The sequence below is a fragment of the Streptomyces sp. NPDC050625 genome, assembly GCF_040654755.1.
Lineage (GTDB): Bacteria > Actinomycetota > Actinomycetes > Streptomycetales > Streptomycetaceae > Streptomyces.
On sequence record NZ_JBFAIQ010000001.1, the window covers coordinates 44315 to 69464 of the forward strand.

The 25150-nt window shown below is 69.8% G+C and carries 22 protein-coding genes, 3 tRNA genes and 2 pseudogenes; 16 read left to right on the plus strand and 11 right to left on the minus strand.

Annotated features, from left to right (window positions below):
- Positions 1-519: 519 nt before the first annotated feature.
- The 4 genes from AB0I54_RS00230 to AB0I54_RS00245 all read right to left on the minus strand — a co-directional run bounded on the left by AB0I54_RS00230 (position 520) and on the right by AB0I54_RS00245 (position 4086).
- Positions 520-936 (minus strand): YeeE/YedE thiosulfate transporter family protein, encoded by a 417-nt coding sequence (locus AB0I54_RS00230; RefSeq protein WP_363293617.1) that lies wholly within the window; start codon positions 934-936, stop codon positions 520-522.
- Positions 936-1592: a YeeE/YedE thiosulfate transporter family protein gene (locus tag AB0I54_RS00235; protein ID WP_363293618.1), complete on the minus strand. Its 657-nt coding sequence runs from the start codon at positions 1590-1592 to the stop codon at positions 936-938. The genes AB0I54_RS00230 and AB0I54_RS00235 overlap by 1 nt, the downstream gene beginning before the upstream one ends.
- Before the next feature lie 1465 nt (positions 1593-3057).
- On the minus strand, positions 3058-3543 hold the full coding sequence (locus tag AB0I54_RS00240) for a hypothetical protein (protein ID WP_363293619.1): 486 nt from the start codon (positions 3541-3543) through the stop codon (positions 3058-3060).
- A 120-nt stretch (positions 3544-3663) separates the two neighbouring features.
- Positions 3664-4086, minus strand: a complete 423-nt coding sequence (locus AB0I54_RS00245; RefSeq protein WP_363293620.1) for a hypothetical protein — start codon at positions 4084-4086, stop codon at positions 3664-3666.
- Positions 4087-4488: 402 nt separating this feature from the next.
- Here AB0I54_RS00245 and AB0I54_RS00250 point away from each other — a divergent pair.
- Both AB0I54_RS00250 and AB0I54_RS00255 read left to right on the plus strand, forming a co-directional pair.
- Positions 4489-4617 (plus strand): annotated as a pseudogene (locus AB0I54_RS00250) (cytochrome P450); the annotation flags it as partial.
- 372 nt (positions 4618-4989) lie between these two features.
- Entirely contained in the window at positions 4990-5379 is a 390-nt protein-coding gene (locus AB0I54_RS00255; RefSeq protein ID WP_363293621.1) for a DUF3592 domain-containing protein, read from the plus strand.
- Positions 5380-5487: 108 nt separating this feature from the next.
- Here the strand turns inward: AB0I54_RS00255 and AB0I54_RS00260 are convergent.
- Positions 5488-5849 (minus strand): annotated as a pseudogene (locus tag AB0I54_RS00260) (GNAT family N-acetyltransferase).
- Positions 5850-5979: 130 nt separating this feature from the next.
- On the opposite strand from AB0I54_RS00260, the gene AB0I54_RS00265 reads away from it, so the two are divergent.
- Positions 5980-7452 (plus strand): FG-GAP and VCBS repeat-containing protein, encoded by a 1473-nt coding sequence (locus AB0I54_RS00265; RefSeq protein ID WP_363293622.1) that lies wholly within the window; start codon positions 5980-5982, stop codon positions 7450-7452.
- A gap of 145 nt (positions 7453-7597) precedes the next feature.
- Here AB0I54_RS00265 and AB0I54_RS00270 read toward each other — a convergent pair whose 3' ends face one another.
- From AB0I54_RS00270 to AB0I54_RS00280, 3 genes are all read right to left on the minus strand, one after another.
- On the minus strand, positions 7598-9673 hold the full coding sequence (locus AB0I54_RS00270; protein ID WP_363293623.1) for a hypothetical protein: 2076 nt from the start codon (positions 9671-9673) through the stop codon (positions 7598-7600).
- A 228-nt stretch (positions 9674-9901) separates the two neighbouring features.
- Positions 9902-10558, minus strand: a complete 657-nt coding sequence (locus tag AB0I54_RS00275) for an NAD(P)H-binding protein (RefSeq protein WP_363293624.1) — start codon at positions 10556-10558, stop codon at positions 9902-9904.
- 212 nt (positions 10559-10770) lie between these two features.
- Positions 10771-12039, minus strand: coding sequence for an amidohydrolase family protein (locus AB0I54_RS00280; RefSeq protein ID WP_363293625.1), 1269 nt, complete (start codon positions 12037-12039; stop codon positions 10771-10773).
- 258 nt (positions 12040-12297) lie between these two features.
- On the opposite strand from AB0I54_RS00280, the gene AB0I54_RS00285 reads away from it, so the two are divergent.
- The 9 genes from AB0I54_RS00285 (at position 12298) to AB0I54_RS00325 (ending at position 19265) form a co-directional block, all read left to right on the plus strand.
- Positions 12298-12370 (plus strand) — tRNA-Thr (locus AB0I54_RS00285).
- Positions 12371-12416: 46 nt separating this feature from the next.
- Positions 12417-12489 (plus strand) — tRNA-Met (locus AB0I54_RS00290).
- 88 nt (positions 12490-12577) lie between these two features.
- Positions 12578-12742, plus strand: coding sequence for a 50S ribosomal protein L33 (gene rpmG / locus AB0I54_RS00295; RefSeq protein WP_003948671.1), 165 nt, complete (start codon positions 12578-12580; stop codon positions 12740-12742).
- 135 nt (positions 12743-12877) lie between these two features.
- Positions 12878-13342, plus strand: a complete 465-nt coding sequence (locus tag AB0I54_RS00300; protein WP_316750031.1) for a MaoC family dehydratase N-terminal domain-containing protein — start codon at positions 12878-12880, stop codon at positions 13340-13342.
- A gap of 5 nt (positions 13343-13347) precedes the next feature.
- Entirely contained in the window at positions 13348-13776 is a 429-nt protein-coding gene (locus AB0I54_RS00305) for a MaoC family dehydratase (protein ID WP_363293626.1), read from the plus strand.
- 1302 nt (positions 13777-15078) lie between these two features.
- Positions 15079-15651: a TetR/AcrR family transcriptional regulator gene (locus AB0I54_RS00310; RefSeq protein ID WP_363293627.1), complete on the plus strand. Its 573-nt coding sequence runs from the start codon at positions 15079-15081 to the stop codon at positions 15649-15651.
- 137 nt (positions 15652-15788) lie between these two features.
- Positions 15789-17243: a DHA2 family efflux MFS transporter permease subunit gene (locus AB0I54_RS00315; RefSeq protein WP_363294334.1), complete on the plus strand. Its 1455-nt coding sequence runs from the start codon at positions 15789-15791 to the stop codon at positions 17241-17243.
- Positions 17244-17398: 155 nt separating this feature from the next.
- Positions 17399-18454: a UDP-N-acetylmuramate dehydrogenase gene (locus AB0I54_RS00320; protein ID WP_363293628.1), complete on the plus strand. Its 1056-nt coding sequence runs from the start codon at positions 17399-17401 to the stop codon at positions 18452-18454.
- A 136-nt stretch (positions 18455-18590) separates the two neighbouring features.
- Positions 18591-19265 carry a hypothetical protein gene (locus tag AB0I54_RS00325; RefSeq protein ID WP_363293629.1) on the plus strand — a complete coding sequence of 225 codons (675 nt, stop codon included), beginning with the start codon at positions 18591-18593 and terminating at the stop codon, positions 19263-19265.
- Here AB0I54_RS00325 and AB0I54_RS00330 read toward each other — a convergent pair.
- Both AB0I54_RS00330 and AB0I54_RS00335 read right to left on the minus strand, forming a co-directional pair.
- Entirely contained in the window at positions 19246-20286 is a 1041-nt protein-coding gene (locus AB0I54_RS00330) for an adenosine deaminase (protein WP_363293630.1), read from the minus strand. The genes AB0I54_RS00325 and AB0I54_RS00330 overlap by 20 nt on opposite strands.
- Before the next feature lie 150 nt (positions 20287-20436).
- Complete coding sequence (locus AB0I54_RS00335) at positions 20437-21663, minus strand: pyridoxal phosphate-dependent aminotransferase (RefSeq protein WP_363293631.1); 1227 nt, start codon at positions 21661-21663, stop codon at positions 20437-20439.
- Between the two features lie 261 nt (positions 21664-21924).
- On the opposite strand from AB0I54_RS00335, the gene AB0I54_RS00340 reads away from it, so the two are divergent.
- From AB0I54_RS00340 to nusG, 3 genes are all read left to right on the plus strand, one after another.
- Positions 21925-21997 (plus strand) — tRNA-Trp (locus tag AB0I54_RS00340).
- A 107-nt stretch (positions 21998-22104) separates the two neighbouring features.
- Positions 22105-22392 (plus strand): preprotein translocase subunit SecE, encoded by a 288-nt coding sequence (gene secE / locus AB0I54_RS00345; RefSeq protein WP_363293632.1) that lies wholly within the window; start codon positions 22105-22107, stop codon positions 22390-22392.
- An 80-nt stretch (positions 22393-22472) separates the two neighbouring features.
- Positions 22473-23327 (plus strand): transcription termination/antitermination protein NusG, encoded by an 855-nt coding sequence (nusG, locus tag AB0I54_RS00350; protein ID WP_363293633.1) that lies wholly within the window; start codon positions 22473-22475, stop codon positions 23325-23327.
- Between the two features lie 101 nt (positions 23328-23428).
- On the opposite strand, the gene AB0I54_RS00355 is transcribed toward nusG, so the two are convergent.
- Complete coding sequence (locus AB0I54_RS00355) at positions 23429-24274, minus strand: hypothetical protein (protein ID WP_363293634.1); 846 nt, start codon at positions 24272-24274, stop codon at positions 23429-23431.
- A 401-nt stretch (positions 24275-24675) separates the two neighbouring features.
- Between AB0I54_RS00355 and rplK the strand changes: the two genes are divergently transcribed.
- Positions 24676-25110 carry a 50S ribosomal protein L11 gene (gene rplK, locus AB0I54_RS00360; RefSeq protein WP_033528316.1) on the plus strand — a complete coding sequence of 145 codons (435 nt, stop codon included), beginning with the start codon at positions 24676-24678 and terminating at the stop codon, positions 25108-25110.
- Positions 25111-25150 lie beyond the last annotated feature (40 nt).

A 25150-nucleotide genomic window follows, 5' to 3' on the forward strand; every position in this document is an offset into this window, starting at 1 on the left:
GTGTTCGGGGGCGATCTTTCGAGTGGAATCGAAACAAGGTGACTTGTCTCACACTGTTCCGCGCGGATCCCGGGGCTGTCGCGCCCTATGTGGGTGTCGGTCCGGACACGCTCTTTACCGTCGTGCCCGCTGCCGCGGCGTTGGTAGCTGGTGTGATTCGGAGCCGGGAGCGGACAAAGCGAAAGGCTCTTGAGGAAGAGACGAAGCGGCATCAGCAACGTGAAGAGACAAGCGGGCTTTGATTGACGCGTGTCGGAGGTCGCAGTGTCCCGGTGAGCAGTTGTGGCCCGTGCGGCGCTCGTCATCTTCGGGGCCGACCTGCTGCAGCCGTCGGTGGCGTGCGGGTCTGTGCATCTGTGATGCTCCTGCGCGGATTCCTTGTGTGGAGACGGGATAGTTGGAGGTGTCCGCGCCGTATCCACTTGCGGTGGTGACCCGCGCCACTCCGGCTGACCAGCCGCAGCGGCTCCGGCCCGGCCGACGGCCGCTTCCTCGACAGGTATCGCTGGGCTTCTTTGGTTACAGCCCGCAGGAGCCGCGGTCGAGATGGAAGTAGCGGGCGTTGGCCCAGCGGCACAGCCGGATACCGACGGTGACGCCGACGATGGTGACCAGGGCGGGAAGGTATCCGCCGGCGGCCTGGACGATCGGGATTGCCGGGCATCCACCTGAGATCGCCCAGCCCGTACCGAACAGGACCGCGCCGGGGATCACGCCGGCGTGGATGCGCCCCGGGGTGCGGCGGACCCGCAGCAGAGCGAATGCGCACACGATGATCACGACGGCGCCCGCGAAGGACAGGAGCATGCGCAGGTCTTGGAAGGTGAACATGCGGTTCAGCTCGGCGTAGTCGCCGAAGCCGATGTTGGAGACGGTATAGCCGAGCGTCAGTCCGGTGATGATGTTGGCCAGTAGGAGCGCGCCCCGAGTACGCATCAGATCACCTTCCACAGCAGGAACGACACCGCGACGGCGGTGCCGAAGAACACGGCGGTCGCGACGAGGCTGACCGGGCGTAGGCGGCCGCAGCCGTTGAGTCCGTGGCCGGAGCTGCACCCGCCGGCCAGCCGAGTGCCGAAGCCGACCAGCACGCCTCCGACGAACAGCAGGACGGTCATGGTGGTCGGATTGGCGGTGACCAGGTTCTTGAAACCCGGGCCCATGTCGAAGCGGAGGTGGAACCGCCCGGAAGTGACCGCGGCGATCAATCCGCCGAGGAAAATCGATATCAGCAGAGCGGCCTGGGTGACCAGCGGGGCCGGGCCCGGGGCTGTCACCGAGGTGTCCTCACTTGCCGCCGGTTCGACTTCCGTGTCGAGCTGCTGGGACGTCCCATACGGGCCCGGCGGCACGGTGTACGCGCCGGGGCTGGTGCCGAAGTGCTCCGCTGTAGCTGCGGCGAGCGCCTCGGCGAGAGCCTGATCGTCGGTGAACTCTTCGTCCATCCGCTCGAGTCGGCGCTCCCTGCGCCAGTGCAACACGCGATCCCACGCGGACGACACCCCAAACGACCGATCTGTGGTGAGGGCGTAGTTGATGGTGACCAGAGCGAGCCCGGCAGCGCCGGCCCACCAGGGCCAGTAGTTACTCATGCGGGGCCTCCCATCCATTCGGTGAATCGGGCCCACCAGCCGCGCTGCCTGCTGGGCGCTTGCCGCGCGTGTTGAGAGGGGCGGTCTGGAGGCTGGGGAATCCGTAGGGGTGGTGACGGTTGGTGATGCGAGACCGGTGTCGGCGGAGATGCCGCCCCGAACTGAGCCACGGTCTCCGGTGCCGCGGTCACGGGTACATGCGGCTGAGGGGGCTGGGCCGGCCCTGGCTGCGGCCCAGGCGCGCTCTCCGCTGACCACGGATCGTGCCGTGGAGGCGGGGCCTGCTGAGGTCTCTGCTCTGAGTTGGCGGCGCCGTACCGGTCCGCCTCGGCCGCGTCTTCGAGGTGTCGCGCGCGGGCCCCGTTGGGCAGCAGACTGATCGGCACGCGCTCCCCGGTGAGCGACAACTGGTAGCGCGCACAGCCGAGCCATTGATCGTCGCTGTCGCAGTAGTAGTCACGCCAACCTTGCAAGCTCGCCCTGAGCAGCGGGAAAAGGGGGCATCCTTCGGCGTGCGAGCAACCCACGTTGCTCCCTTCCGAGCGGCCCACACCACCCATTCGGAGAGGGCGGTTGCCGTTCTCGAAATCTTGCCCTCGCCGCGCCCGGTCGACGATCTCAGAACGACGCGATGACGGCCTTTCACACTACGGAGCTGTGCCTCCCTTCTTCGACCGGGCGTGATGGAACCATTAATCGGCGCCCCAAGCAACTTAAAGGAGGATCCAAGCGTGACTGCTTGATATCGCTGAGTGAGATATACCGCGCCGCGCTTGCGCCCTTTTATCGCTGATGTCGTGATATTCCAGCCCGAAACGCGAAGCCACTTGGAGCGTGATTGGATCTCAGGACCAGCCCTCGCGCCGGCCGTGAGTCAGTTGTTTGTGGAGCCAGTGAGAATATGGGCACCGTTGTGGCGAAATTGTGAATTTTGCTGTGACGAAACTGTTTGATTTGTAGGTCGTAGATGAAGACGCTGATTGTGGGAATCATGTGCCAACGAGCTGTCTGTCCGTCGTGCGGGAAGGTGACCTATGAGGGCTGCGGGAGACATGTAGAGCAAGTGCTCGCCGGCGTGCCAACGCCTCAGCGGTGCGTGTGTGAGTCGGCGCGACACACACACGTTCCTCGGCGTCCAGACAGTTCACCGGGACGATCGACGGGCGGGTGGTGGGCCCGGCTTGTCGCTTGGGCGAAAACTCCGGCATGAACCCGGTCCATCCGCGCAGCACCCGACGAGCGGGAACTCCTGGCAGATCTGACCGCCGTCTTGTGGCACGCCGTTGAACGCCTGGTGCACGACGCTTCCAGCTGCATGGCCTCGGTGATTCGTCCACACCCCGGACCCGCCGGCGGCCCGGACCCATCGGATCCGTGACGTCGCCAAGGTCTCGAGAGCGGTTCCGACCTGACGTACCCGCGCTCCACCAGGGCGAGGGCATGCGCGGAGGACAAACGGCCCGACTCATGGACCGAGAGCGGGGTCCTTTCCGGTGGCGCGCTGCCACTGCTGGATGATCGCGTCGCGTTTCGCCTCGAACTGCTTGTCCTGGAAGGCTGACGAGGTCATCGGAGCGGGAAGGCGGAACGATCGACCGTCGAGCTGGTGCACGTACAGCCACATGTCGTAACGCACCTCGCTGCCCCCGCTTTTCCGCCGTGTCGTGATGTCCGCGACATCCGTCCAGGCACACTCTCGTCGGCCGATCGGCCGCCAGATCCGTACGCCCCGCTCGTCCGTGATCGTGCGCCCGAACGCGCAGTTGAGCATGTAGGGCACCAACCACACGATGATGAGTCCCAGTTGAGGGAAACCAAGGGGGCCGATCGCAGAGAGGAGCAGAACGAGGCCGATCGCCGCCCACAGCGTGAACACGGCGGACAGAATCAACCGCAGCCTGCGCTGCGCGGGACGGTACTCGACCCGCCCGCTCCCCTTGTCCTGCGGCACCGCCACCCTTCGGCCGCCCCCCTGTCCACACATTCCGCTGCTGACCGCCTCCGCCCGCGCCTGTTTGTGTCAGCCGTTGGTGTCAGGCGACCGACGAGGTCACTCGTGGCAGGGACAGTGTCAGGAAAGGGCACCTGCCACAGCGGCTGCGACGAGCAGAAGGCAGGAGACCGACTGGACCACGACACCCGCGCGTGATCCGAAAGAGGCCAGATAGTACGCGCTCTCGGCCGACGAGGGGTTGCGTGCGTCGAACACGATGGCAACCTCCTCGCCCTCCCACGGCGGCGGCTTTGGGGCGGTGACGAGTGCCCAGGCAACCTCACCGCCGGACGTGCTGAAGGAACAGTTCAGTTTCTCCACCGCCGTACCGCCGCGGCGTATCCGTTCCTCGCAGACGGCCTGGGCCGCCACCCCGTTCCTCCTGAGCCGTCGGTCTCGCAGTTGCTGCGGGATGAACAGAAGTGAGGTGACGCCAAAGGGGATGGAGATGATGAGGAATGGAATGGCGTAGTTCGTAGGGCTGGCGAGCGTCGTGTACACGTGCGTTCCTCCCCCTGGCGACGCATTGTGTGCGGTGACGCAGCATACAAACAGGTCCGGGGCGGTCGGCGGTCCGGCTGCCCATCCCTGCCCACCCCCTGCACCCACCACTCACCCCGGAGCACCCCGCGCACGCCACTACGTGCCCGCAGCCGGGACTTGATCAAGTAGGGCCATTTACGCCAGCTCCAGGCGTCAGGCTCCGTGACTTCGCCCCACTCCTCAAGCGCCACGTCGATACGGCGGTTGGCCCACCTCGGCCGGTTGTCACGACCATGCCCTCGCCCAGAGCCCGCCCGGCCCCGTCTTTGTGAGCCCCGACCCGGGGCCCATCGGGTCGTGACCGCCTGGTCAGAGGGCCGGCTCACTGCCCGGTCGGAGCAGCGGGACCGGTCGTTGCCCGAAGCGCAGATCGCCCTGAACACCCTGGTGCGCCGCCTCGACAGCCCGCGCCTGGTCGAGGACCCGCCCCCGTACCGGAACAGTGCCCTCCTGCGCGGCCCTCGGCATCTTCCCGTGGAGATTTCCTGACTGGCAGCCGCACGCACGGAGGTCAGATTTCACGCGTACCAGTAATGCTGTGGTCATGGTGGCGTGGCGCGAGGGCAAGGAACAGAACCCACGACTCGCCGGCAGCAATGGCCCGGACTTCGTCATGAGCGGCAGGCACACCGCACAACCCATCCACCCTGCCTGATCGCCCGCCAACCTACTCGGATTCCCCCAGGCGTTCCCCAGCAGCGCTGGCTGCCCGGGAAAGCGTAGGTCGCGGGGCGTGAACTGAGCCCGCAGCCCTGGCAGTCCCAAGCCGTTCTGGACGGGATGTGGAGCGCCTTCGGTGGCTCGCCCGACGGCGCATGGCTTTCCCAGGTGCGCTATACATGCCCCATGGTGTGGGTGTTGGTGACCGCAGCAGTGCTCGTGGCGTCGCTCGTCACCATGGCGCGCGAACTGCGACGAAACGTGACGCTCCGACAGATCCGCCCGACTGCACTGGAGTTGTCGGCCGAGGTGATCGACAACAGTGCTACCTCGAGCGGGAAGCCGGGCGCGTACTTCCTCACGCCCGTCGTCCGCTACTACATCGAGGGAAAACGCTACGAGGCCGAGATCGTCAACGCGACCTACGGCCGCCCCGCCGACGTCGGCTCATCGATGACCGTCCTCGTTTCCCCGGACAGCCCCTATAGCCCGATGGACCCCTACGGCGGCTTGGGCGCCACGCTCCGCGGCGCCGTCATCACGGGCGTGCTGAGCACACTGCTCCTCGTCTGGCAGTTCGTCCTGATGTGAATCCGCCTGGATCATCTCAGTTGGTGTAGCGGCAGTTCAGACGGCGGCAGCCATTCCTCGGCCGTTCATGTCTGCTCCGCGACCCGCCCTTGACGGTTGGACGGCGACCTAGGGCTTCGAGTCGGGCTTCCGGTCCGGCTTCCAGTCCTGGGCGAGGAGTCCGAGCAATACCTCGTCCAGGAACTCGCCCATCACCCAGGCCTGCCGTAGCCCTTGCCGCGGGCGGACGGCAGCAGTCCGAGGCCGATGTGTGCGGAGCGGTTGTGGTTGTCGATGCCCCACAGTGTCGCGGTGCCGACCAGGGTGCCGCCGTCCAGCTCCACCACGGAGAACGGGACGTGCCCCTGCTCCTTGTCGTCCACCACGAGCCGCGGATCCCTCGAGCCGGGCGTGACCGGCCGCCACGGGCCGCCTTCGGCCCGCGAGGAGTTGACCACGTCGTCGTAGAGCTCGGCCCGCAGGACCGGGATGTCGTCCTCGTGCCGGGCCCGCGGTGTCGTGCGGGGCGTTCATGTGCCGTTCACCGCACAACCATCCGCCCTTGCCGTGTGTCTCACCGTCGAAGCTCACCCGCGTGCGCTCGCGCTTCAAGGAGGACCCGTGGGCATTCGTAGACCGGCCGGCACAGTCGCCGCAGTTGCCGTGCTGATCGGGGCGTTCACCGTGCCGCTCGCCGGGGACGCGGCGTTCGCCGGGGAGGGGTCCGCCGCCGTGCGCGAGGACTTCAACGGCGATGGTTACGAGGACCTCGCGGTCGCCGCGCCCGCCGCCACCCTGAACGGTCACTCCTGGGCGGGGTACGTCGCGATCAGCTATGGCTCGGCGAACGGCCTCGGCCCGGCCCGTACCGACATCGTCACGCAGGACACGCCGGGCGTGCCCGGCGCCTCCGGCGACAATCACGGCTTCGGCCACCAGTTGATCCCCCGTGACCTGGACGGCGACGGTCTGACCGATCTGGCTGTGGTGACGAACGAGTACCAGCCGGAGAACAACATCGGCGGTTCGGTGATCATCCTTTGGGGCCGTGGAACGGGCATCTCCGGCAAGGGCGCGGTCCGCATCCCCGCACCCGCGAACGCGTTCACCGGCGAGGACATCACCGCGGGCGACTTCGACGGCGACGGGCATACGGACCTGTTCATGCGCAACGCCGAGGACTTCGACTTCCGCGCCGTGCTCTACGGACCGTTCGGCCGGAACGGGGCGCCGGCGCGCGAGCAGCAGCTGACCGCGTTCAGCACCGACAACACGATCTGCTCCACCGCGGCAGGCGACTTCAACGGCGACGGCATCGACGACCTCGCGACCTTCTACGTATACGAGGATCATGCCGAGGGCGGAAAGCTGTGGCTCGGCACGAAGCAGGGCCTGTCCACCGTCCCCGGGCGGCTGCCCTCGGCGAACACCACCGCCGTCGGCGACTTCGACAAGGATGGCTACGACGATCTCGCCACCCGGGTCTTCCCGAACGGCGAGACGTATCTGGAGGACGACCCGGGGACGATCAAGATCTACTACGGCTCGTCGGCCGGGCCCAGCACGACCCGTACGAAGACGATCACGCAGGAGACCGCGGGCGTGCCCGGCGTGAGTGAGAAGGGCGATCAGTTCGGAGCGCGGCTGAGCGCGGGCGACATGAACGGCGACGGATACGCGGACCTGGCCGTGGGCGACCCGGGTGAGGCGATCGGCTCGGTGGCGAAGGCCGGCTCGGTGGTGCTGCTCGAAGGAGGCAGGAGCGGGCTCAACGGAACGGGCGCGCAGGCGTTCCATCAGGGCACACCGGGTGTCCCGGGGACCGTGGAGAGGGGCGACCTGTTCGGCGGCTCGGTGCGGCTGTCGGACGTGACGGGGGACGGGAAGGCGGACCTCGCCGCGGGCGCGCCGGGTGAGGACCTGGGCAGGGTCGCGAACGGCGGTGCGGTGTGGCTGCTGCGCGGCACGGCCTCCGGTCCGACGGCTTCGAGGGCCTTCGCGGAGAACCCGTTGGACCTGGGGGCACCGGCGGCGGGAGCGGAGTTCGGGGCGAACCTGGGTGGGGAGAACGGGCCGGCGCTGCTGATTCCGTAGGTCCGCCCGCCGGTTGCGTCCTGAGTCCCGGTCGTCGGCATCCTTACTGCGTGCCTTCGTCGCGCAGAACCGGCCCGCATGGCGGACGTACCGCCCGGGTTGTGGCCCGGGCGGTGCTGCCGGTACGGCGTACTCGCCGCGGGGCTCAGCCCTTGAGGGGCTCGCTTTCCAGTGGTGACCCGGACTCCCGCTGGCTCGGGATCGCCGCGAGTGCTCGTACCGCCATGCCCGCCCGGTGTTCCTCGGCCTTCGCGCTCAGTGTGCGGGCCGCCTCGTTGAAGCGGACGACGGACGGCGGGTCGGAGGGGCCGAGCAGGTGCAGCTTGAGCTCGGTGCGGGCCTCGGCGTAGGTGTCCTGCTCGGGGTGGCGTACGGACTCCAGCAGGGCGGGTATGCCGGAGGCGTCCGGAGTGAGGACGGCGCCTGCCCGGACCGTGGGGAACGTGTCGCGGAAGTCCTGCTCGGCAAGGCCGCTGGTGTTGGCGACGGCGTAGGGCTTCTCGCTCTCCAGATAGTCGGATATGACGCTGGAGACATCGCTGACCAGCACGTCGGCGACGTTGAAGCAGGCGTAGACGGTCGGCCGTGCCTCGGTGATGATCCGGTGCTCCCACGCCGGGAACGAGGCCCAGTACGCGGCCTCCCAGGCGGCGGTCGCGGCGGCCACGGCCGCGGCCCGGCCGGGCTCCGGGACGGACTGGAGCAGCATCCGCTCCGCGTCGTCCGCGCTCTCCCGGAACGCGGACGTGGTCAGACGGTCGAGTTCGGCGCTCCGGCGGGCCAGTTCCTCCGCCGCGGCGGGCGAGGGCCGCTCCGTGGGGTGTTCCGCGGTGCGTACGACGTTCGCGGCGCGGATCATCTCCTGGATCCGGGTGTTCGCGGCCGCCGCCCGGGGTTCGACCGAGCCGGTCAGCGGGTGCGGCTTGTACAGGAGCCGGACCCCCGGATCGGCCAGGAGGGCGCGGACGATGTTCTCGCCGGCCTCGATCACCGAGGTGTTGCCCGGGTTGCCGTCCCAGCCCTCCCACGTGGGGGCGTAGAGAACCGTGGTGCACGGGCCCGTGGGCGCACCGGCGTACGGCGCGATCGCGTCCAGCTGCGGGCGTCCGATCTCCACGACGTCCCGGTCGTCGACACCCACGTTCGCCAGGGCGTACCGCTCGCGCGCCGCGGGACCGGCCACCCACACCTCGTCGTACGCCTTCGCGTACGGATTGCAGCTGGACAGCTTGTCGCTCTCGCCGTGGTTGACGAACGCGTGCTTGATGGTGGGGATCCGCAGCACCTGCGAGGTCTTCCCCGAGTTCGACGGGTGGATCAGCATCCTCAGCGTCGAGTGCTCCAGCCTCATCAGGTCGGCGACCTTCGGCAGACACACGATCGGGATGTCGGTGGAGGCGATCTTCCGCACCATGAAGCGCTCACGCAGCACGATCAGCGGGCGGCCCTCCAGCCGGGCCAGCGGTTCCAGCCACATGTTCGCCTGGTAGGCCGAGCTCGTACCGCCGGAGAAGTACATGCCCACCGTCGGCCGGTACTCCGCGAGCCAGGCCTCGAACCACTCCAGCGCCTGTTCGCTCGTCACCGGCCCGCGTCCCGGGCGCAGTCGCAGCAGCAGCATGCCGACGGCCACCGCCGCGAGGGCGGCGGACACGGCGATTCCCGCGGCGGCCCACCGGGTCGAGCCGCCCGTCGCGTCGGTCAGCAGGCCGGCCGTCGAGGGCAGGCTGAACATGAGGAGCCGCTGCCCGGAGCGCTGCATCAGCAGCGCCGGGGGAGCGGGGCTCAGCCGCAGCGGCGAGGCGTCGATGTTCCGGGTCACCACGGGCAGGGTGCGGGTGCGGCGGATGAGGATCGCCACCGCCTGGCACGCGAAGTGCAGGGCGTAGAAGACCAGCAGACCGCAGACGAGAACCAGGTACTTCTTCTCGTAGTCCTGATCCTCGATGACGATCAGGCCGGCCACCATCAGCAGGTCCCGGACGACCTGGCGCACGAACACGGTCGCGTGCAGTTTGCCGAGGGCGGTGGCCAGGTTCCGCTGCCAGCGGTGCAGTGCGAAGTCCGCCGCCAGCCCGACGGCGGTGGCGCCCGCGAGCAGGGGGACGCTGGGGAGGAAGGCGCCCGCTGCCTGTACGGCGTACGACAGGGCGAGCACCGTGGGCAGGAGGAGGCGTGCCGCCGCGGTGCGCAACCGAGCGGGCAGGGGGGATGCTGACACTTCGCGGGCTCCAGGCAACTCAACATCCCCGAGCACGGACTCGCTGACCGGCGCGATGAGATGGCCGCGGGCCGGAAGCCGGTGCGTATGGATGTTCTCTCAAGAGGGTGGTGGGACTTTACCTGCTGGCTGGCTGGAATTTACCTGCGAGGTGCCTGGAGGTTGCCTATGCCGCCACAGCCTCGACTTTTGCATGGGTGAGCTGTGTCACAGGCCGGGCGCAGGGCCTCAGTTCCCGGCCACCGACTTCACCGCCACCGACACCGGGGTCGACCCGCCGATCAGCTCCAGGACCAGACCGGCCGTCGCCGAGGTGTCGACCAGTTCCGCCAGTACGGCCGCCACGTCGTCACGCGGGATCATGCCGCGGCCCGTGTGCGCCTCCAGGCGTACGAGGCCCGTGCCGGCGTCGTTCGTCAGGGAACCGGGGCGCAGGATCGTCCAGTCGAGGGCGTCAAGACGGCTCACGTACGCGTCGGCCTCGCCCTTGGCCCGCAGATACGCGTCGAAGACGTCGTCGCCCTGGTGCGCGGGATCCGCGCCCAGCGAGGAGACGACCACGAAACGGCGTACGCGCGCGCGGACGGCCGCGTCCGCGAACAGCGTCGCCGCGCCCTTGTCCACGGTTTCCTTCCGTGCCACACCGCTGCCCGGGCCGGCGCCCGCCGCGAACACCGCCGCGTCCGCGCCCTGCAGATGCGCCGCGACCTCCTCCACGGAGACCGACTCCAGGTCCAGCAGGACCGGTTCGGCGCCCGCCTCCCGGAGGTCGTTGCCCTGCTCCGCCTTGCGGATGATCCCCGCGACCTCGTCCCCGCGCGCGGAGAGCAGCCGCTCCAGCCGCAGCGCGATCTGACCATGACCACCAGCGATGACAATGCGCATGGTTCCGACCGTACGCCCGCGGCGCCTCATCCGCCGGATCCGACCGACCGTGGTGCGGCGGCTGGGGCCGTGCGGCGCCCGGGGTCGTGCGGCGCCCGGGGTCGTGCGGCGCCCGGGGTCGTGCGGCGCCCGGGGTCGTGCGGCGGGCGGGGCTGTGTGGCGGCCGGGGGCGTGCGGCCGCATCAGGGTCGGCCGGCTCCGCGACCCCGGGCTTACGAGACCTGCCCCCGCCCCTGCCGCGGCAGCCCCAGTTCCGCCGCCACCGCCGAGTTGCAGTACTCCCGTACCGCGCTGGTGCGGGCCACCACGCGGCCGCGGTGCACCACGATCCGGCTGTACGCCAGAGACAGGGCGCCCGCCAGATGGTGGCCCCGCACGGCGAGGAGCTCGGCGGGGAAGCCGGCCTCCACGCGGACCTCGGGGAGGCCGAGGACCGTGCGGGCCGAGGTGCTCACCGCGTCGTAGGCGTCCTCGGGACGCAGGCCGTAGCGGGACGACAGGAGGTAGGCCGCCTCCAGGGGGTCGCCCCGGCCGACGGGGTTGGAGACGTCCCGCAGGGCCCCGCTCCCGGCGGCGACCCGGACCCCGGCCGCCCGCAGGAGCCGTACCGGAGCCGTACCCCGCCGGTCGACGCCCCCGCAGCCGCCCTGGGGCAGGCACACCACCGTGACCCCGGCGGCCGCGAGCTGGTCCGCGACGCGGGAGGACGCCTCGGCGGGCAGCCGGGCCAGACCGGCGCAGGGGCCGAGGGTCACGCCGGGGCGCAGACCGCCCGCCATCGCCGCGAGCCGGGCCAGACGCGCGGGGTCGGCGGCGTCCGTGTGCAGGTCGACGGGGCAGCCGTGCTCGGAGGCCAGCTCCAGGACCGTCTCGACGTAGCCCGTGGGGTCAGGGTCCAGATCCGGGCAGCCGCCCACCACGGCGGCGCCCATCTTCAGCGCGTCCCGCAGCATCGCGAGCCCCTCGGCCCCGGCCACCCCGGTCAGCAGCCGCGGCATCGCCACCGCCGTCAGCTCGGCGAGCCCGCGCAGCGAACGCCGTGCCTGCAGTACGGCGGCCAGGGCGCCCAGCCCCTGCACATTGCCCACGCGCACATGGGCCCGCAGCGCCGTTGCCCCGTGGCCCAGTTGCAGCAGCGCGGCTTCCGTGCACCGGCGCTGGACGTCCTCCGGGTCGTACGAGACCGGTCCGCAGGTGTCGGCCGACAGCGCGGTGTCGGCGTGGGCGTGCGGATCCGCCGGGGCGGGCAGGAGCAGATAGCCGGTGAGGTCCACGCGGGTGCCCGCGGCACGGACCGGGCCCGGCGCCAGGCTGCCGGCCGTCCCGACCGCCTCGATACGCCCGCCGCCCAGCCGCACGTCCACGGTCCGGCCGTCGGTGAGTCGCGCCCCGCACAGCAGCAGGGCGGCCCCGTCGGGTCGTCCCGGGGAACCCGACGAGTTCGACGACGAATGGGGCGGCTGCGGCTGGCTGTCGGGCATCGCGCTCCAAGGGCTCGGGGGTCCAGGGGGCCACGGGGGCCAAAGGCTCGGGGACCGTGCTCGGGGAGGCAAGATCACGCAGAGTGAGTCGAGCCTAGGGTGACGAGCCGCACAGGTCCGGGAGGAGCGCAATAGTCGTACCGGCGTGGTCCGGAGGTGCCCACGGGGCTGCCGGGGAGCCGGTGCAAGAGGGCAGGGAGGGGTGCTCGAAACGGATTTGGGTGAACGGCTGCCGAGCGTGTAATGTCTTCATCGCTCGCCCCAATAGCTCAGTCGGCAGAGCGTCTCCATGGTAAGGAGAAGGTCTACGGTTCGATTCCGTATTGGGGCTCTGGTGTGAACGGTTCCCGCCGCAAGGCGGGATCTGATCGCATCAAAGCGGTGTAGCTCAGTCGGTAGAGCAAGCGGCTCATAATCGCTGTGTCACCGGTTCAAGTCCGGTCACCGCTACTGACAGTAGCCGATTGCGGGGTCGGTCCTTCGATCGGCTACTCTTTCTTGCGTTGAATAACCCATCCGTTCGTCAAGGAGCACTCACGTGGCTGCCACCGACGTCCGCCCGAAGATCACGCTGGCCTGCGTGGAGTGCAAGGAGCGGAACTACATCACCAAGAAGAACCGGCGTAACAACCCGGACCGTCTTGAGATGAAGAAGCACTGCCCGCGTTGCAATGCGCACACCGCGCACCGCGAGACGCGATAAATCAGGCTCGTACACGAGGCCGCCCCCGCAGTTCGGGGGCGGCCTCGTGTCGTTCCGGCCCCGGTTACCGGTCGGTTCGGCCGGTCACGGCAGCCGAGCAGGTCAACCACAGCAGACATCAGGAGGTGCCGGGCCATGGCGCTCGACCAGTCCTTCGTGGGGCGGACCTACCCGCCCACCGAGCCCTACGAGGTGGGCCGGGAGAAGATCCGCGAGTTCGCCGAGGCGGTCGGGGACACCAACCCCGCGTACACGGATGCGGACGCCGCCAAGGCGCTCGGCCACCCCGATGTGATCGCTCCGCCGACCTTCGTGTTCTCCATCACCTTCAAGGCGGCGGGACAGGTCGTCGAGGACCCGCAGCTCGGGCTCGACTACGACCGAGTGGTGCACGGGGACCAGAAGTTCGTCTACAGCCGCCCGGTGCGGGCCGGTGACCGGCTCTCGGTCACCTCGACCATCGAGGCGATCAAGTCCCTTGCCGGGAACGACATCCTGGACGTCCGTGGCGAGGTCCACGACGAGGCGGGCGAGCACGTGGTGACCGCCTGGACCAAGCTGGTCGCGCGCGCGGCGGACGCCGAGGGCGGGGAGGGCTGAGACCGATGACGGCGAAGATCGCATACGACGAGGTCGAGGTCGGCACCGAGCTGCCGGCGCAGAGCTTTCCGGTGACCCGCGCCTCACTGGTGCGGTACGCGGGGGCCTCCGGGGACTTCAACCCCATCCACTGGAACGAGAAGTTCGCCAAGGAGGTGGGTCTGCCGGACGTGATCGCACACGGCATGTTCACCATGGCCGAGGCGATCCGTGTGGTGACCGACTGGGCCGGCGACCCGGGCTCGGTCGTCGAGTACGGCGTCCGCTTCACCAAGCCGGTCGTCGTCCCCAACGACGACAAGGGCGCCGTGATCGAGGTCACCGCCAAGGTCGCGGCCAAGCTCGACGACAACACGGTCCGGGTGGACCTGACGGCAATGAGCGACGCCAAGAAGGTACTGGGCATGTCCCGGGCCGTGGTCCGCCTGGCCTGAACACCGCGCGTACGAAACAAGGGGCGCCCTCTGCGACGGGGCGCCCCTTACGCGTTCGCGATCCTCGGATGAGTTTCCTCGACGTTCCGCGGGCACGCCCGTGACTCCGACGTGCACTTCCTCATCGCGCTGCGAGCCATCTCAGCCCGACTGCTCAGCAGGTCCATTGCGAGGGGAGCGCTGCGAGAGGGCCTGGCTTTCGCGGAGGGGGACAGCGGAGCGGCCGGGGAAAGGTCGGGGTGCCGTGGGACCGCTGCGCGCCGCGGACGGGCAGGGCCGGCGGGTGCCTGTGGATGGGCGTTGTCATGCCGGTCTTCGCGTGGACGCATGGGGGCTGGTGCTGTCATACGCCCGCGATCCTCGGGTCGAGCCCGCGACGCCGGCGAGCGGGCCTCCGGCCGCGGTGATGTTGGACCGCCGCGAGCCGTGGACTGGCGGGGCGGGCGGCTGTGCATGGGCGCTGCCTTGCCGGTCTTCGCGTGGGCGCATGGGGCCTGGTGGCTGTGGTTGCTGCCATCCGTCCGCGATCCTCGGGTCGAGCCCGCGACACCCGCGAGCGGGCCCCGGCGGTCGTCTCCAGCTGCAGTGATGTTGGACCGCTGCGAGCCGTGGACCGGCGGGGCCAGCGGTCCGCTGTGCGTGGGCGCTGCCCTGCTGGTCTTCGCGTGGGCGCATGGGGACTGGTGGCTGTGGTTGCTGCCGTCCGTCCGCGATCCTCGGGTCGAGCCCGCGACACCCGCGAGCGGGCCCCGGCGGTCGTCTCCAGCTGCAGTGATCTTGGACCGCTGCGAGCCGTGGACCGGCGGGGCCAGCGGTCCGCTGTGCATGGGCGTTGCCCTGCTGGTCTTCGCGTGGGCGCATGGGGACTGGTGGCCATAGTCGCCGCCCTCCGCCCACGATCCTCAGGCGAGCCCGCGCTCCCCCGAGCGAGCATCCGGCGACCGTCCCCGGCCCCGAGCGGGCGACCGCCCTCGGCATCCTGCGCGCTCGCCCGCGCCCCCGCCCGCTCCCCAACACCCTCCGCGCCCTGCGCTCCCGCCGAGCGGGACAGCAGCAGGGCCGAGGAAGGTCCCCGTCTGCTCGATTCCCAGGCACCCCGCGCCCCCACCCGCCCGACACCCGGCCCAAACCCACTGCCAACCCCACCCATGCCCCGCCCACCGTTCCCCCTGCTCACAACGCCTCCCACCCAGCCGACTCCGCGCCCGGCGCCAGCCCCCGCACGCCCCGCCCCCACACCCCGAAAACCCAACGCCCCACACCCCCTTGACTTAGTTAGTGATTGAGTACTAACTTTCTCTCATGGCGAGGATGAGTGCGGAAGAGAGGCGCGAGAGCGTCGTACGCGCGGCGATCGCGGAGTTCGCGCAGAGGGGCTACTACGGCACCTCCACCGAGGCGATCGCCAAGCGCGTAGGCGTCTCGCAGCCGTACCTCTTCCGGCTCTTCCCGGGCAAGAAGGCGATCTTCGCCGCCGCCTCGCTGCGCTGCATGGAGGACGTGTGCGGTGTCTTCGAGGAGGCGACGAAGGGGCTGGACGGCGAGGAAGCCCTGCACGCCATGGCCAACGCGTACGTGCGACTGATCCAGGAGCATCCCGAGCGGCTCCAGATGCAGATGCAGACGTACATCGCGGTGGCCGCCGCCGAGACCGAGGGCGATCACGAGTTCGGTGAGGCCGTGCGGGCCGGCTGGATGAAGCTGTGGGAGACCGTGCATCTGCCCCTGGGGGCGGACGTGGGGGAGACCACGAACTTCCTGGCCTACGGGATGCTCATCAACACCCTCACGGCCATGGGGTTTCCGCCCCAGCACGAGGTCTGGGAGGGGATGTATCCGTCCGCCCGGGTCACGGGGCGGCTGGAGAAGGAGTAGAGGCACAGGGAGAGGCGTTCCGGCGTCTTTTCATGGCCGCGAAAGTTAGTAATCAATAACTAATCATTGATCGTGGACCACGCTCTGGGGGAGCGATGTCGAAGCAGACCGAACAGCAGACGGACATGCAGACGGACATGCAGACGGAACAGCAGGCCGAACCGACCACCGCACGCCGCGGGCAGGTCGTCTGGGCCCTCGTCATCACCAGCGTCGCCGGATTCATGGCGTCCCTCGACAACCTCGTCGTCACCACCGCCCTGCCCTCCATCCGCAGGGACCTCGGCGGAGCGCTGGACGACCTGGAATGGACCGTGAGCGCCTACACGCTCACCTTCGCCGTGCTGCTGATGTTCGGCGCCGCGCTCGGCGACCGCTTCGGCCGCCGCCGCCTCTTCCTCGCCGGGCTCACCGTCTTCACCGGCGCCTCCGCCGCCGCGGCCATGGCGCCCGGCATCGACTCCCTCATCATGGCCCGCGCGGTCCAGGGCGTCGGCGCCGCCGTGATGATGCCGCTGACCATGACCCTGCTGACCGCGGCCGTGCCCGCCGCCAAGCGTGGAATGGCGTACGGCATCTGGGGCGCCGTCAACGGCCTCGCGGTCGCCTCCGGACCCCTCATCGGCGGCAGCCTCACCGAACACGTCTCCTGGCACTGGATCTTCTGGCTGAACGTCCCGCTCGGCCTGGCCCTGCTGCCGCTCGCCCGCCTCCGTCTCGCCGAGTCGTACGGCGCCGGCGCCCGGCTCGACATCCCCGGCACCCTGCTCGCCAGCGGCGGTCTCTTCGGTCTCGTCTACGGCCTGGTGCGCGGACCCGCCGACGGCTGGACCAGCTCCCTCGTGCTGACCGGGCTGATCGCCGGCGTCGCCCTGCTGACGGCCTTCGTGGTCCACGGCTCCCGCGCCAAGAACCCCATGCTCCCCATGCGGCTCTTCCGCTCCCGCGCCTTCGCCGGCATCAACGCCGCGAGCCTGCTGATGTTCCTCGGTATGTTCGGCTCGATCTTCCTGCTCAGCCAGTACATGCAGGGCGTCCTCGGCTACTCGCCCACCCAGGCCGGCCTGCGGATGCTGCCTTGGACCGGCATGCCGATGCTCGTCGCGCCCATCGCCGGCATCCTCTCCGACCGCATCGGCGGCCGCCCGGTCGTCGCCACCGGACTGTTCCTGCAGGCCGTCGGGCTCGGCTACCTGGCCTACGTGGACACGGCCGGCGCCTCCTACGCCGCCCAACTGCCCGCCCTGATCATCAGCGGCATCGGCATGGCCCTCTACTTCGCCCCGGCCGCCAACCTGGTGATGTCCAGCGTCCGCCCGCAGGAGCAGGGCATCGCCTCCGGCGCCAACAACGCGCTGCGCGAGGTCGGCGGAGCGCTCGGTATCGCGATCATGTCCTCGATCTTCTCGGCGCAGGGCGGCTACGAGTCCGCGCAGTCCTTCGTCGACGGTCTGCGGCCCGCCCTGGTCACGGGCTCCGGAGTGGTCGCCCTCGCCGCCCTCGCCGCCCTGGTGATCCCGGCCCGGCGCCGCGCCGCCCGGCTCGTGGCGACGAACGAGCAGGCGCCGGTCCTGGAGCCCGTCGCCGGCTGACACCTCCGGCGGTCCGATGACGGACACGCGCGCGGTAGGGCCCCGTTCTCCGGAACGGGGCCCTACGCGCGCGTGGAGGCAGTGGTGGAGGCAGTGAAGGCCTACGGCGAGCCACCCGGCCGGCGCTGTCACCGCTGTCTCGTAGTCTTGAGCGCGTGCAGGAACTCCACGACGCCCCCCTCGCCCCGCTGACCACCTTCCGGCTGGGCGGTCCAGCGACCCGGCTCGTCACCGCGACCACCGACGCCGAGGTCGTCGACGCCGTCCGCGAGGCCGACGACAGCGGGACACCGCTGCTGGTCATCGGGGGCGGATCGAACCTCGTCATCGGCGACAAGGGCTTCGACGGCACCGGCCTGCGCATCGCCACCAGCGGGTTCGAGCTGCGCGGGACCACCCTGGAGCTGGCCGCGGGCGAGGTGTGGACCGACGCCGTCGCCCGCACCGTCGAGGCCGGGCTCGCCGGCATCGAGTGCCTCGCCGGCATCCCGGGATCCGCGGGCGCGACGCCGATCCAGAACGTCGGCGCGTACGGCCAGGAGGTCTCCTCCACCATCACCGAAGTGATCGCGTACGACCGGCGGCACGGAAGGACGGTCACCCTCACGAACGAGGAGTGCGCCTTCTCGTACCGACACAGCCGCTTCAAGGCGGACCCCGCGCGCTATGTCGTGCTGCGCGTCCGGTTCGAACTCGAGGACGCGGACGGGTTGTCGGCCCCCATCAAGTACGCCGAGACGGCCCGCGCCCTCGGGGTCGAGCCGGGGCACCGGGTGCCGCTCGCCGCCGCCCGCAGGACCGTCCTCGACCTGCGTGCCGGGAAGGGCATGGTCCTGGACGCCGAGGACCACGACACCTGGTCGGCCGGATCCTTCTTCACCAACCCGATCCTCACCCACGAGCAGTTCACCGCGTTCCACGCGCGCGTGCGCGAGCGGCTGGGCGACGGCGTCGAGCCGCCCGCCTACCCCGCGGGCGACGGCCACACCAAGACCTCGGCGGCCTGGCTGATCGACAAGGCGGGCTTCACCAAGGGGTACGGCAGCGGGCCCGCCCGCATCTCCACCAAGCACACCCTCGCCCTCACCAACCGGGGCGAGGCCACCACCGAGGACCTCCTCTCCCTGGCCCGCGAGGTCGTGGCGGGCGTCCGCGCGGCCTTCGGGATCACGCTGGTCAACGAGCCGGTGACAGTGGGCGTCAGCCTCTAGGAGCCGGGCCGCTCCGGAGGCCGTGCGCGGTCTCCGGAGGCGGAATTTCCGTTGCCGACGGCCGCGCCCGACCGCGACCCTGGGGGCATGAGGCCCCCTTATATGCAGCTGAGACCGCTATGCGGCTGAGACCGCCGTGCAGCTGAGACTGCGCCAGTTCCGCCCCCGGACGGGACCCCACGAACACCGCGTCGTCCAGCCCCGGCAGCCCCTGCGCCACACCACACTGCGCGCCCCGGACCCCATCGGCTGGCTCTACGGCGACCACGACGGACTGAACCGGCTCGCGGGCCTGTTCTCCTTCGCCGCCTATTCACGGCACACCATCGTCCATGTGCCGCTGCGGGACGCGGTCCCGCCGGACGAAGGCATCGGGGAACCGGTCGACCTCGTCCTGGTCCACCATGCGTACGGACTGCGCCCCAGCAAGTGGCCCGCGCTGCGCCGCGCGCTCGGCGCCGGCACCCCGTTCACCGTTCGCACCGACGAGGCACGCACGGCGCGGGACGCCGCGTCCTGGCGCGGCCGTCAGCAGCGCGCCGGCTTTCGCGACGAGCTGCGGCACACGACCCACGCACGCACGTTCTTCCTGTTCGGAAGCCGGGACGTCTTCGCCGAGACGGCCATGTCCCTCGCCTACGCGGCGGGCTGGGGGCCGCGCCAGAAGCGTGTCGCCGAAGGGCACTCACGCATGATGGCGGGGCTGCCACTGGTCGAGCCGCCCGGCCGTGGCGGCGGGCACCCCGACGAGGTCCTGGTCTGCTTCAAGGCGTATCCGCCCTATGCCCACTTCAAGAGGCCGGGGCGCTGAGCCAGTCGTCCACGCCCGTGAGCAGCTTCGTCTTCACGTCCTCCGGCGCCGCCGAACCCCGCACCGACTGCCGGGCCAGTTCCGCCAGCTCCGCGTCCGTGAAACCGTGGTGCCGGCGGGCCAGCTCGTACTGGGCGGCCAGGCGGGAGCCGAACAGCAGCGGGTCGTCGGCGCCCAGGGCCATGGGGACGCCCGCCTCGAAGAACGTCCGCAGCGGGACGTCCTCCGGCTTCTCGTAGACCCCCAGCGCCACGTTCGACGCGGGGCACACCTCGCACGTCACGCCCCGGTCCGCCAGCCGCTTCAGCAGCCGCGGGTCCTCCGCCGCGCGCACACCGTGCCCGACCCGCGACGCGTTCAGGTCGTCCAGACAGTCGCGCACCGACGCCGGGCCGGTCAGCTCGCCCCCGTGCGGCGCCGCGAGCAGCCCGCCCTCGCGCGCGATGTGGAACGCCCGGTCGAAGTCCCGCGCCATGCCCCGCCGCTCGTCGTTCGACAGCCCGAAGCCCACCACGCCCCGGTCGGCGTACCGCACGGCGAGACGGGCCAGCGTGCGCGCGTCCAGCGGGTGCTTCATTCGGTTGGCGGCCACCAGCACGCGCATGCCCAGACCGGTGTCGCGGGAGGTCGTCTCCACCGCGTCCAGGATGATCTCCAGCGCCGGGATCAGACCGCCCAGGCGGGGTGCGTACGAGGTCGGGTCCACCTGGATCTCCAGCCAGCCCGAGCCGTCCCTGAGATCCTCCTCGGCGGCCTCCCGGACCAGGCGCCGGATGTCCTCCGGCTCTCTGAGGCAGGAGCGCGCCGCGTCGTACAGCCGCTGGAAGCGGAACCAGCCCCGCTCGTCCGTGGCCCGTAGCTTCGGCGGTTCCCCGCTGGTCAGTGCTTCCGTCAGCGCCTCGGGCAGACGCACGCCGTACTTGTCGGCCAGTTCCAGGACGGTCCCCGGCCGCATCGAGCCGGTGAAGTGCAGATGCAGATGGGCTTTCGGCAGCTCAGAGACATCACGTACACGCTCCATCCCAGGATCCTGCCGTATGCCCGTGTCGTGTCGGTAGCACTTTCCTCGAACGTGGTCTTGCTCGCACACGGAGACGAAGAAGCGGGCCGCCTCCCCACAGGGAAACGACCCGCCACACGCGTGGAGAAGTGAGCCGGCGACCGAGGGACGTCAGTCCCGCGCCTCCGCCAGCAGCTTCTGGATCCGGCTCACGCCCTCGACGAGATCCTCGTCACCGAGCGCGTACGACAGCCGCAGATAGCCGGGAGTGCCGAAGGCCTCGCCCGGGACGACCGCGACCTCGGCCTCCTCCAGGATCAGCGCGGCCAGCTCGACCGTGGTCTGCGGGCGCTTGCCGCGGATCTCCTTGCCGAGCAGGCCCTTGACCGACGGGTACGCGTAGAAGGCGCCCTCGGGCTCCGGGCAGACCACGCCGTCGATCTCGTCCAGCATCCGCACGATCGTCTTGCGGCGGCGGTCGAACGCCTCGCGCATCTTCGCGACGGCTTCCAGGTCGCCGGAGACGGCGGCCAGGGCGGCGACCTGGGCGACGTTCGACACGTTGGAGGTGGCGTGCGACTGGAGGTTCGTCGCGGCCTTGACCACGTCCTTCGGGCCGATGATCCAGCCCACGCGCCAGCCCGTCATCGCGTACGTCTTCGCCACACCGTTGACCACGATGCACTTGTCGCGCAGCTCGGGCAGGAGGGCGGGCAGCGAGGTGAACTTCGCGTCGCCGTAGACGAGGTGCTCGTAGATCTCGTCCGTCAGGACCCACAGGCCGTGCTCGGCGGCCCAGCGGCCGATCGCCTCGGCCTCCTCCTGGCTGTAGACGGCGCCGGTCGGGTTGGACGGGGAGACGAAGAGGACGACCTTCGTGTTCTCCGTGCGGGCCGCCTCCAGCTGCTCGACGCTCACCCGGTAGCCGGTCGTCTCGTCGGCGACGACGTCGACCGGGACGCCGCCGGCCAGGCGGATCGACTCCGGGTACGTCGTCCAGTAAGGCGCCGGGACGATGACCTCGTCGCCCGGGTCGAGGATCGCGGCGAAGGCCTCGTAGATGGCCTGCTTGCCGCCGTTGGTGACCAGGATCTGGGCCGGGTCGACCTCGTAGCCCGAGTCCCGCAGCGTCTTCGCGGCGATCGCGGCCTTCAGCTCGGGCAGACCGCCGGCCGGTGTGTACCGGTGGTACTTCGGGTTCTTGCAGGCCTCGATGGCGGCCTCGACGATGTAGTCCGGGGTCGGGAAGTCGGGTTCACCCGCGCCGAAGCCGATCACCGGACGCCCGGCGGCCTTGAGGGCCTTGGCCTTGGCGTCCACGGCGAGGGTGGCGGACTCGGAGATCGCGCCGATTCGGGCGGAGACCCGGCGCTCGGTGGGAGGGGTTGCAGCGCTCATGGGGTCCATCGTTTCAGACGGGAAACGACCCCGGCACGCCGGTTTCACAGACTGAGCGGCATCGGGCCGACCACTGAACAAGAGTCCGGATCCGGGCTGCCGCCAGGACGATCTTCCGCCCGGTGAGGTCGTGCGGACACATTCTGTTCGACGCCGGGCCCCGGACCACGTACACTCCTACCTCGTTGGCCTTCGGCGGCCGCGTTCAACCGGTGCACACCGAGCACCCGGTCGGATGCGGTAAGTTGGGGGAAACACCAAAGGGTCGTAGCTCAATTGGTAGAGCACTGGTCTCCAAAACCAGCGGTTGGGGGTTCAAGTCCCTCCGGCCCTGCTACACACACCGCCAGGATGTGTGCGCATGTACGTACAGCATTGCACCGCCGTGCGGCTCAGAAACCGGGCGCGGCACGGCCACGACCCGGGATCAGGTGAGGACGAATGACGGACGCCGTGGGCTCCATCGACACGCCTGATGCTCAGGACGAGGTGCCGGAGTCCAAGAAGAAGACCCGCAAGGGCGGCAAGCGTGCCAAGAAAGGCCCGCTGAAGCGCCTCGCGATCTTCTACCGACAGGTCGTCGCGGAGCTCCGCAAGGTCGTCTGGCCGACACGCAACCAGCTGACGTCGTACACCACTGTGGTGATCTTCTTCGTCGCCATCATGATCGCGCTGGTGACCGTGATTGACTATGGGCTCAACCACGCGGCCAAGTACGTCTTCGGCTGAGCCAAGAGCGAAGGGCGCCGTGGTACCGGCGCCCGTTTTCGCATGTTCCACCTCTATGTATCCAGGAAGAAGCAGCCATCGTGTCTGACCCGAACCTGAACGACGACGCCGCTGAGCCTCGCGGGGCTGCTGCCGAGGCGGTGGACGACGAGCTCGACATCGTCGAGGGCGCGGACGAGCAGGACGAGTTCGAGGCTGCCGAGGCCGAGTCGGGGGAGCCGGCCGAGGAGGCCGCTCTGCACGTCGAGGACGAAGACGGCGAGGTCATCGCGGCCGACGAGTCGGCCGAGCCGGCCGAGGAGGAGCCCGCCGAGCCCGTCGACCCGGTCCAGGCCCTGCGCGAGGAACTGCGCTTGCTGCCCGGCGAGTGGTACGTCATCCACACGTACGCCGGCTACGAGAACCGCGTGAAGACCAACCTGGAGCAGCGCGCCGTCTCGCTGAACGTCGAGGACTACATCTTCCAGGCCGAGGTGCCGCAGGAAGAGGTCGTCCAGATCAAGAACGGCGACCGCAAGACGATCAAGCAGAACAAGCTCCCGGGCTACGTCCTGGTCCGTATGGACCTGACGAACGAGTCCTGGGGCGTTGTCCGCAACACCCCCGGCGTCACCGGCTTCGTGGGCAACGCCTACGACCCCTACCCGCTGACCCTGGACGAGATCGTCAAGATGCTCGCCCCGGAGGCCGAGGAGAAGGCCGCCCGCGAAGCCGCCGAGGCCGAGGGCAAGCCCGCCCCGCAGCGCAAGGTCGAGGTCCAGGTGCTGGACTTCGAGGTCGGCGACTCGGTCACCGTCACCGACGGCCCGTTCGCCACGCTGCAGGCAACCATCAACGAGATCAACCCCGACTCGAAGAAGGTCAAGGGCCTGGTGGAGATCTTCGGCCGCGAGACGCCGGTCGAGCTCTCCTTCGACCAGATCCAGAAGAACTAAGTCCGACTAAGTCGGATCCTGACTCAGGAACACCCCTACCAGCGGTTCCGCCGCCGGAAGGGGTGTTCTTTGTGTCGTGTGGGCCCATGGGCGGGACCCGGTCAGTTCATTCGCCGCCTCCGGAGCCACAGGCGGTGGGCTGCCGCGGCGCAGCCCAGTGCCACCAGGGCACCGCCCGCGACGATCGTGGGCACCGGCGACTTGATGGAACCGCCCTCGCCCGCGGCCACGGGGCCCGGGATCACGGCGGGAGCGGCCGCGAAATTGCTCACGCCGGCGGTGCCGCGCGGGATCGCGACGATGTTGGTCCCGAGGTTGCCGAAGCCGCCCAGGAAGGGCCCGGGGAAGAACCCGCCATGTCCCCGTCCCTCCTCGCGGTGGTTCTCGTTGTTCTCGTTGTCGTGGGAGACGTTGTGCGAACCCTGCTCATTGGCGTTGTTCACGGGGTTCTGGATGACCACCTGCTGCACGGGACTGGAGGTCCCGTTGCTGGAGATGGTGCCTCCCCCGGTGGGGGAGACGCCCGTGGGCCTCTCTTCGTTGGTACCGCCCTTGGGCAGCACCGAGGCCGGGTCGGCCTGGGGCAGCACTCCGGCCGGTTCGGCCTGGGACGCCGTCTCGTAGGCCGGGTCCAGGGCGGGCTGCTGTCCGGAGGCGTCCTGAAGGGACGGGTTCTGCGGGATGTCGACCGGCCCGGAGTCCTGGGCGAAGTCGCCGGGCGCGGCCTCCTGGGCGGTGCTCTGCCCGAAGTCCTGCTGGGACTGCTCGGACGGGACCAGGGCGTTGTCCTGGGCGGCGTCCTGCTGGGGTTCGTAGGACCGGCTCTGGGGCGCCGCCCTCAGTGCATCCACCTGCTCGGCCGGTGCCGCGAAGGCGACCGGGGCGGTGGTGCCGGCTATGAGGCCGACCAGGGCGGCAGCGGAAACGGTATGGGCGGTGCGGCGCATGGGGGTCGACTCCTTCGAGTGGTGAGACACGCCGTTCATGCCTCTGACGCCATCAGAGCCCGGCGAGCGGTCCGGCGCGCGCGGCCGAGGGCCATTAGCGGGGCAGGGGCGGGCTGAACGGGTGACATCCGGAGCCGATCCGTGCCCGACGGGGAACTGTGGATGCCGCATGTCCGCCGTGGCGTCCCTGGGGGCGGGACGATCCGTGCGAGCCGGCCGCCGTACCCCTTCCGAGTGAGCGGCCGAAGACCTCGCGCAGGCCTCCTGACCTGGACGATTTCTTGTCCCGGGGGCACAGCGGCTATCGTTGTGCGGTATGCCATCTGCGGGATCATGCACTTCCTGGTGCAGCCGAATGACGCAGCTGGTAATCAACCTCTCAGTAAGGACCCGGAGAGAGCATGCCTCCCAAGAAGAAGAAGGTCACGGGGCTCATCAAGCTCCAGATCCAGGCCGGCGCAGCCAACCCGGCCCCGCCGGTCGGCCCGGCGCTGGGTCAGCACGGCGTCAACATCATGGAGTTCTGCAAGGCCTACAACGCCGCGACCGAGTCGCAGCGCGGTTGGGTCATCCCGGTGGAGATCACGGTCTACGAGGACCGTTCCTTCACCTTCGTGACCAAGACGCCGCCGGCCGCGAAGATGATCCTCAAGGCCGCGGGCATTGAGAAGGGCTCCGGCGAGCCGCACAAGACCAAGGTCGCCAAGATCACCGAGGCGCAGGTCCGCGAGATCGCCACGACGAAGATGCCCGACCTCAACGCCAACGACCTGGACGCCGCCGCGAAGATCATCGCCGGTACCGCGCGTTCCATGGGCGTCACGGTCGAGGGCTGAGCCCCACCTTCGTAGAACCATGCAGCTGCCGAATGTGCAG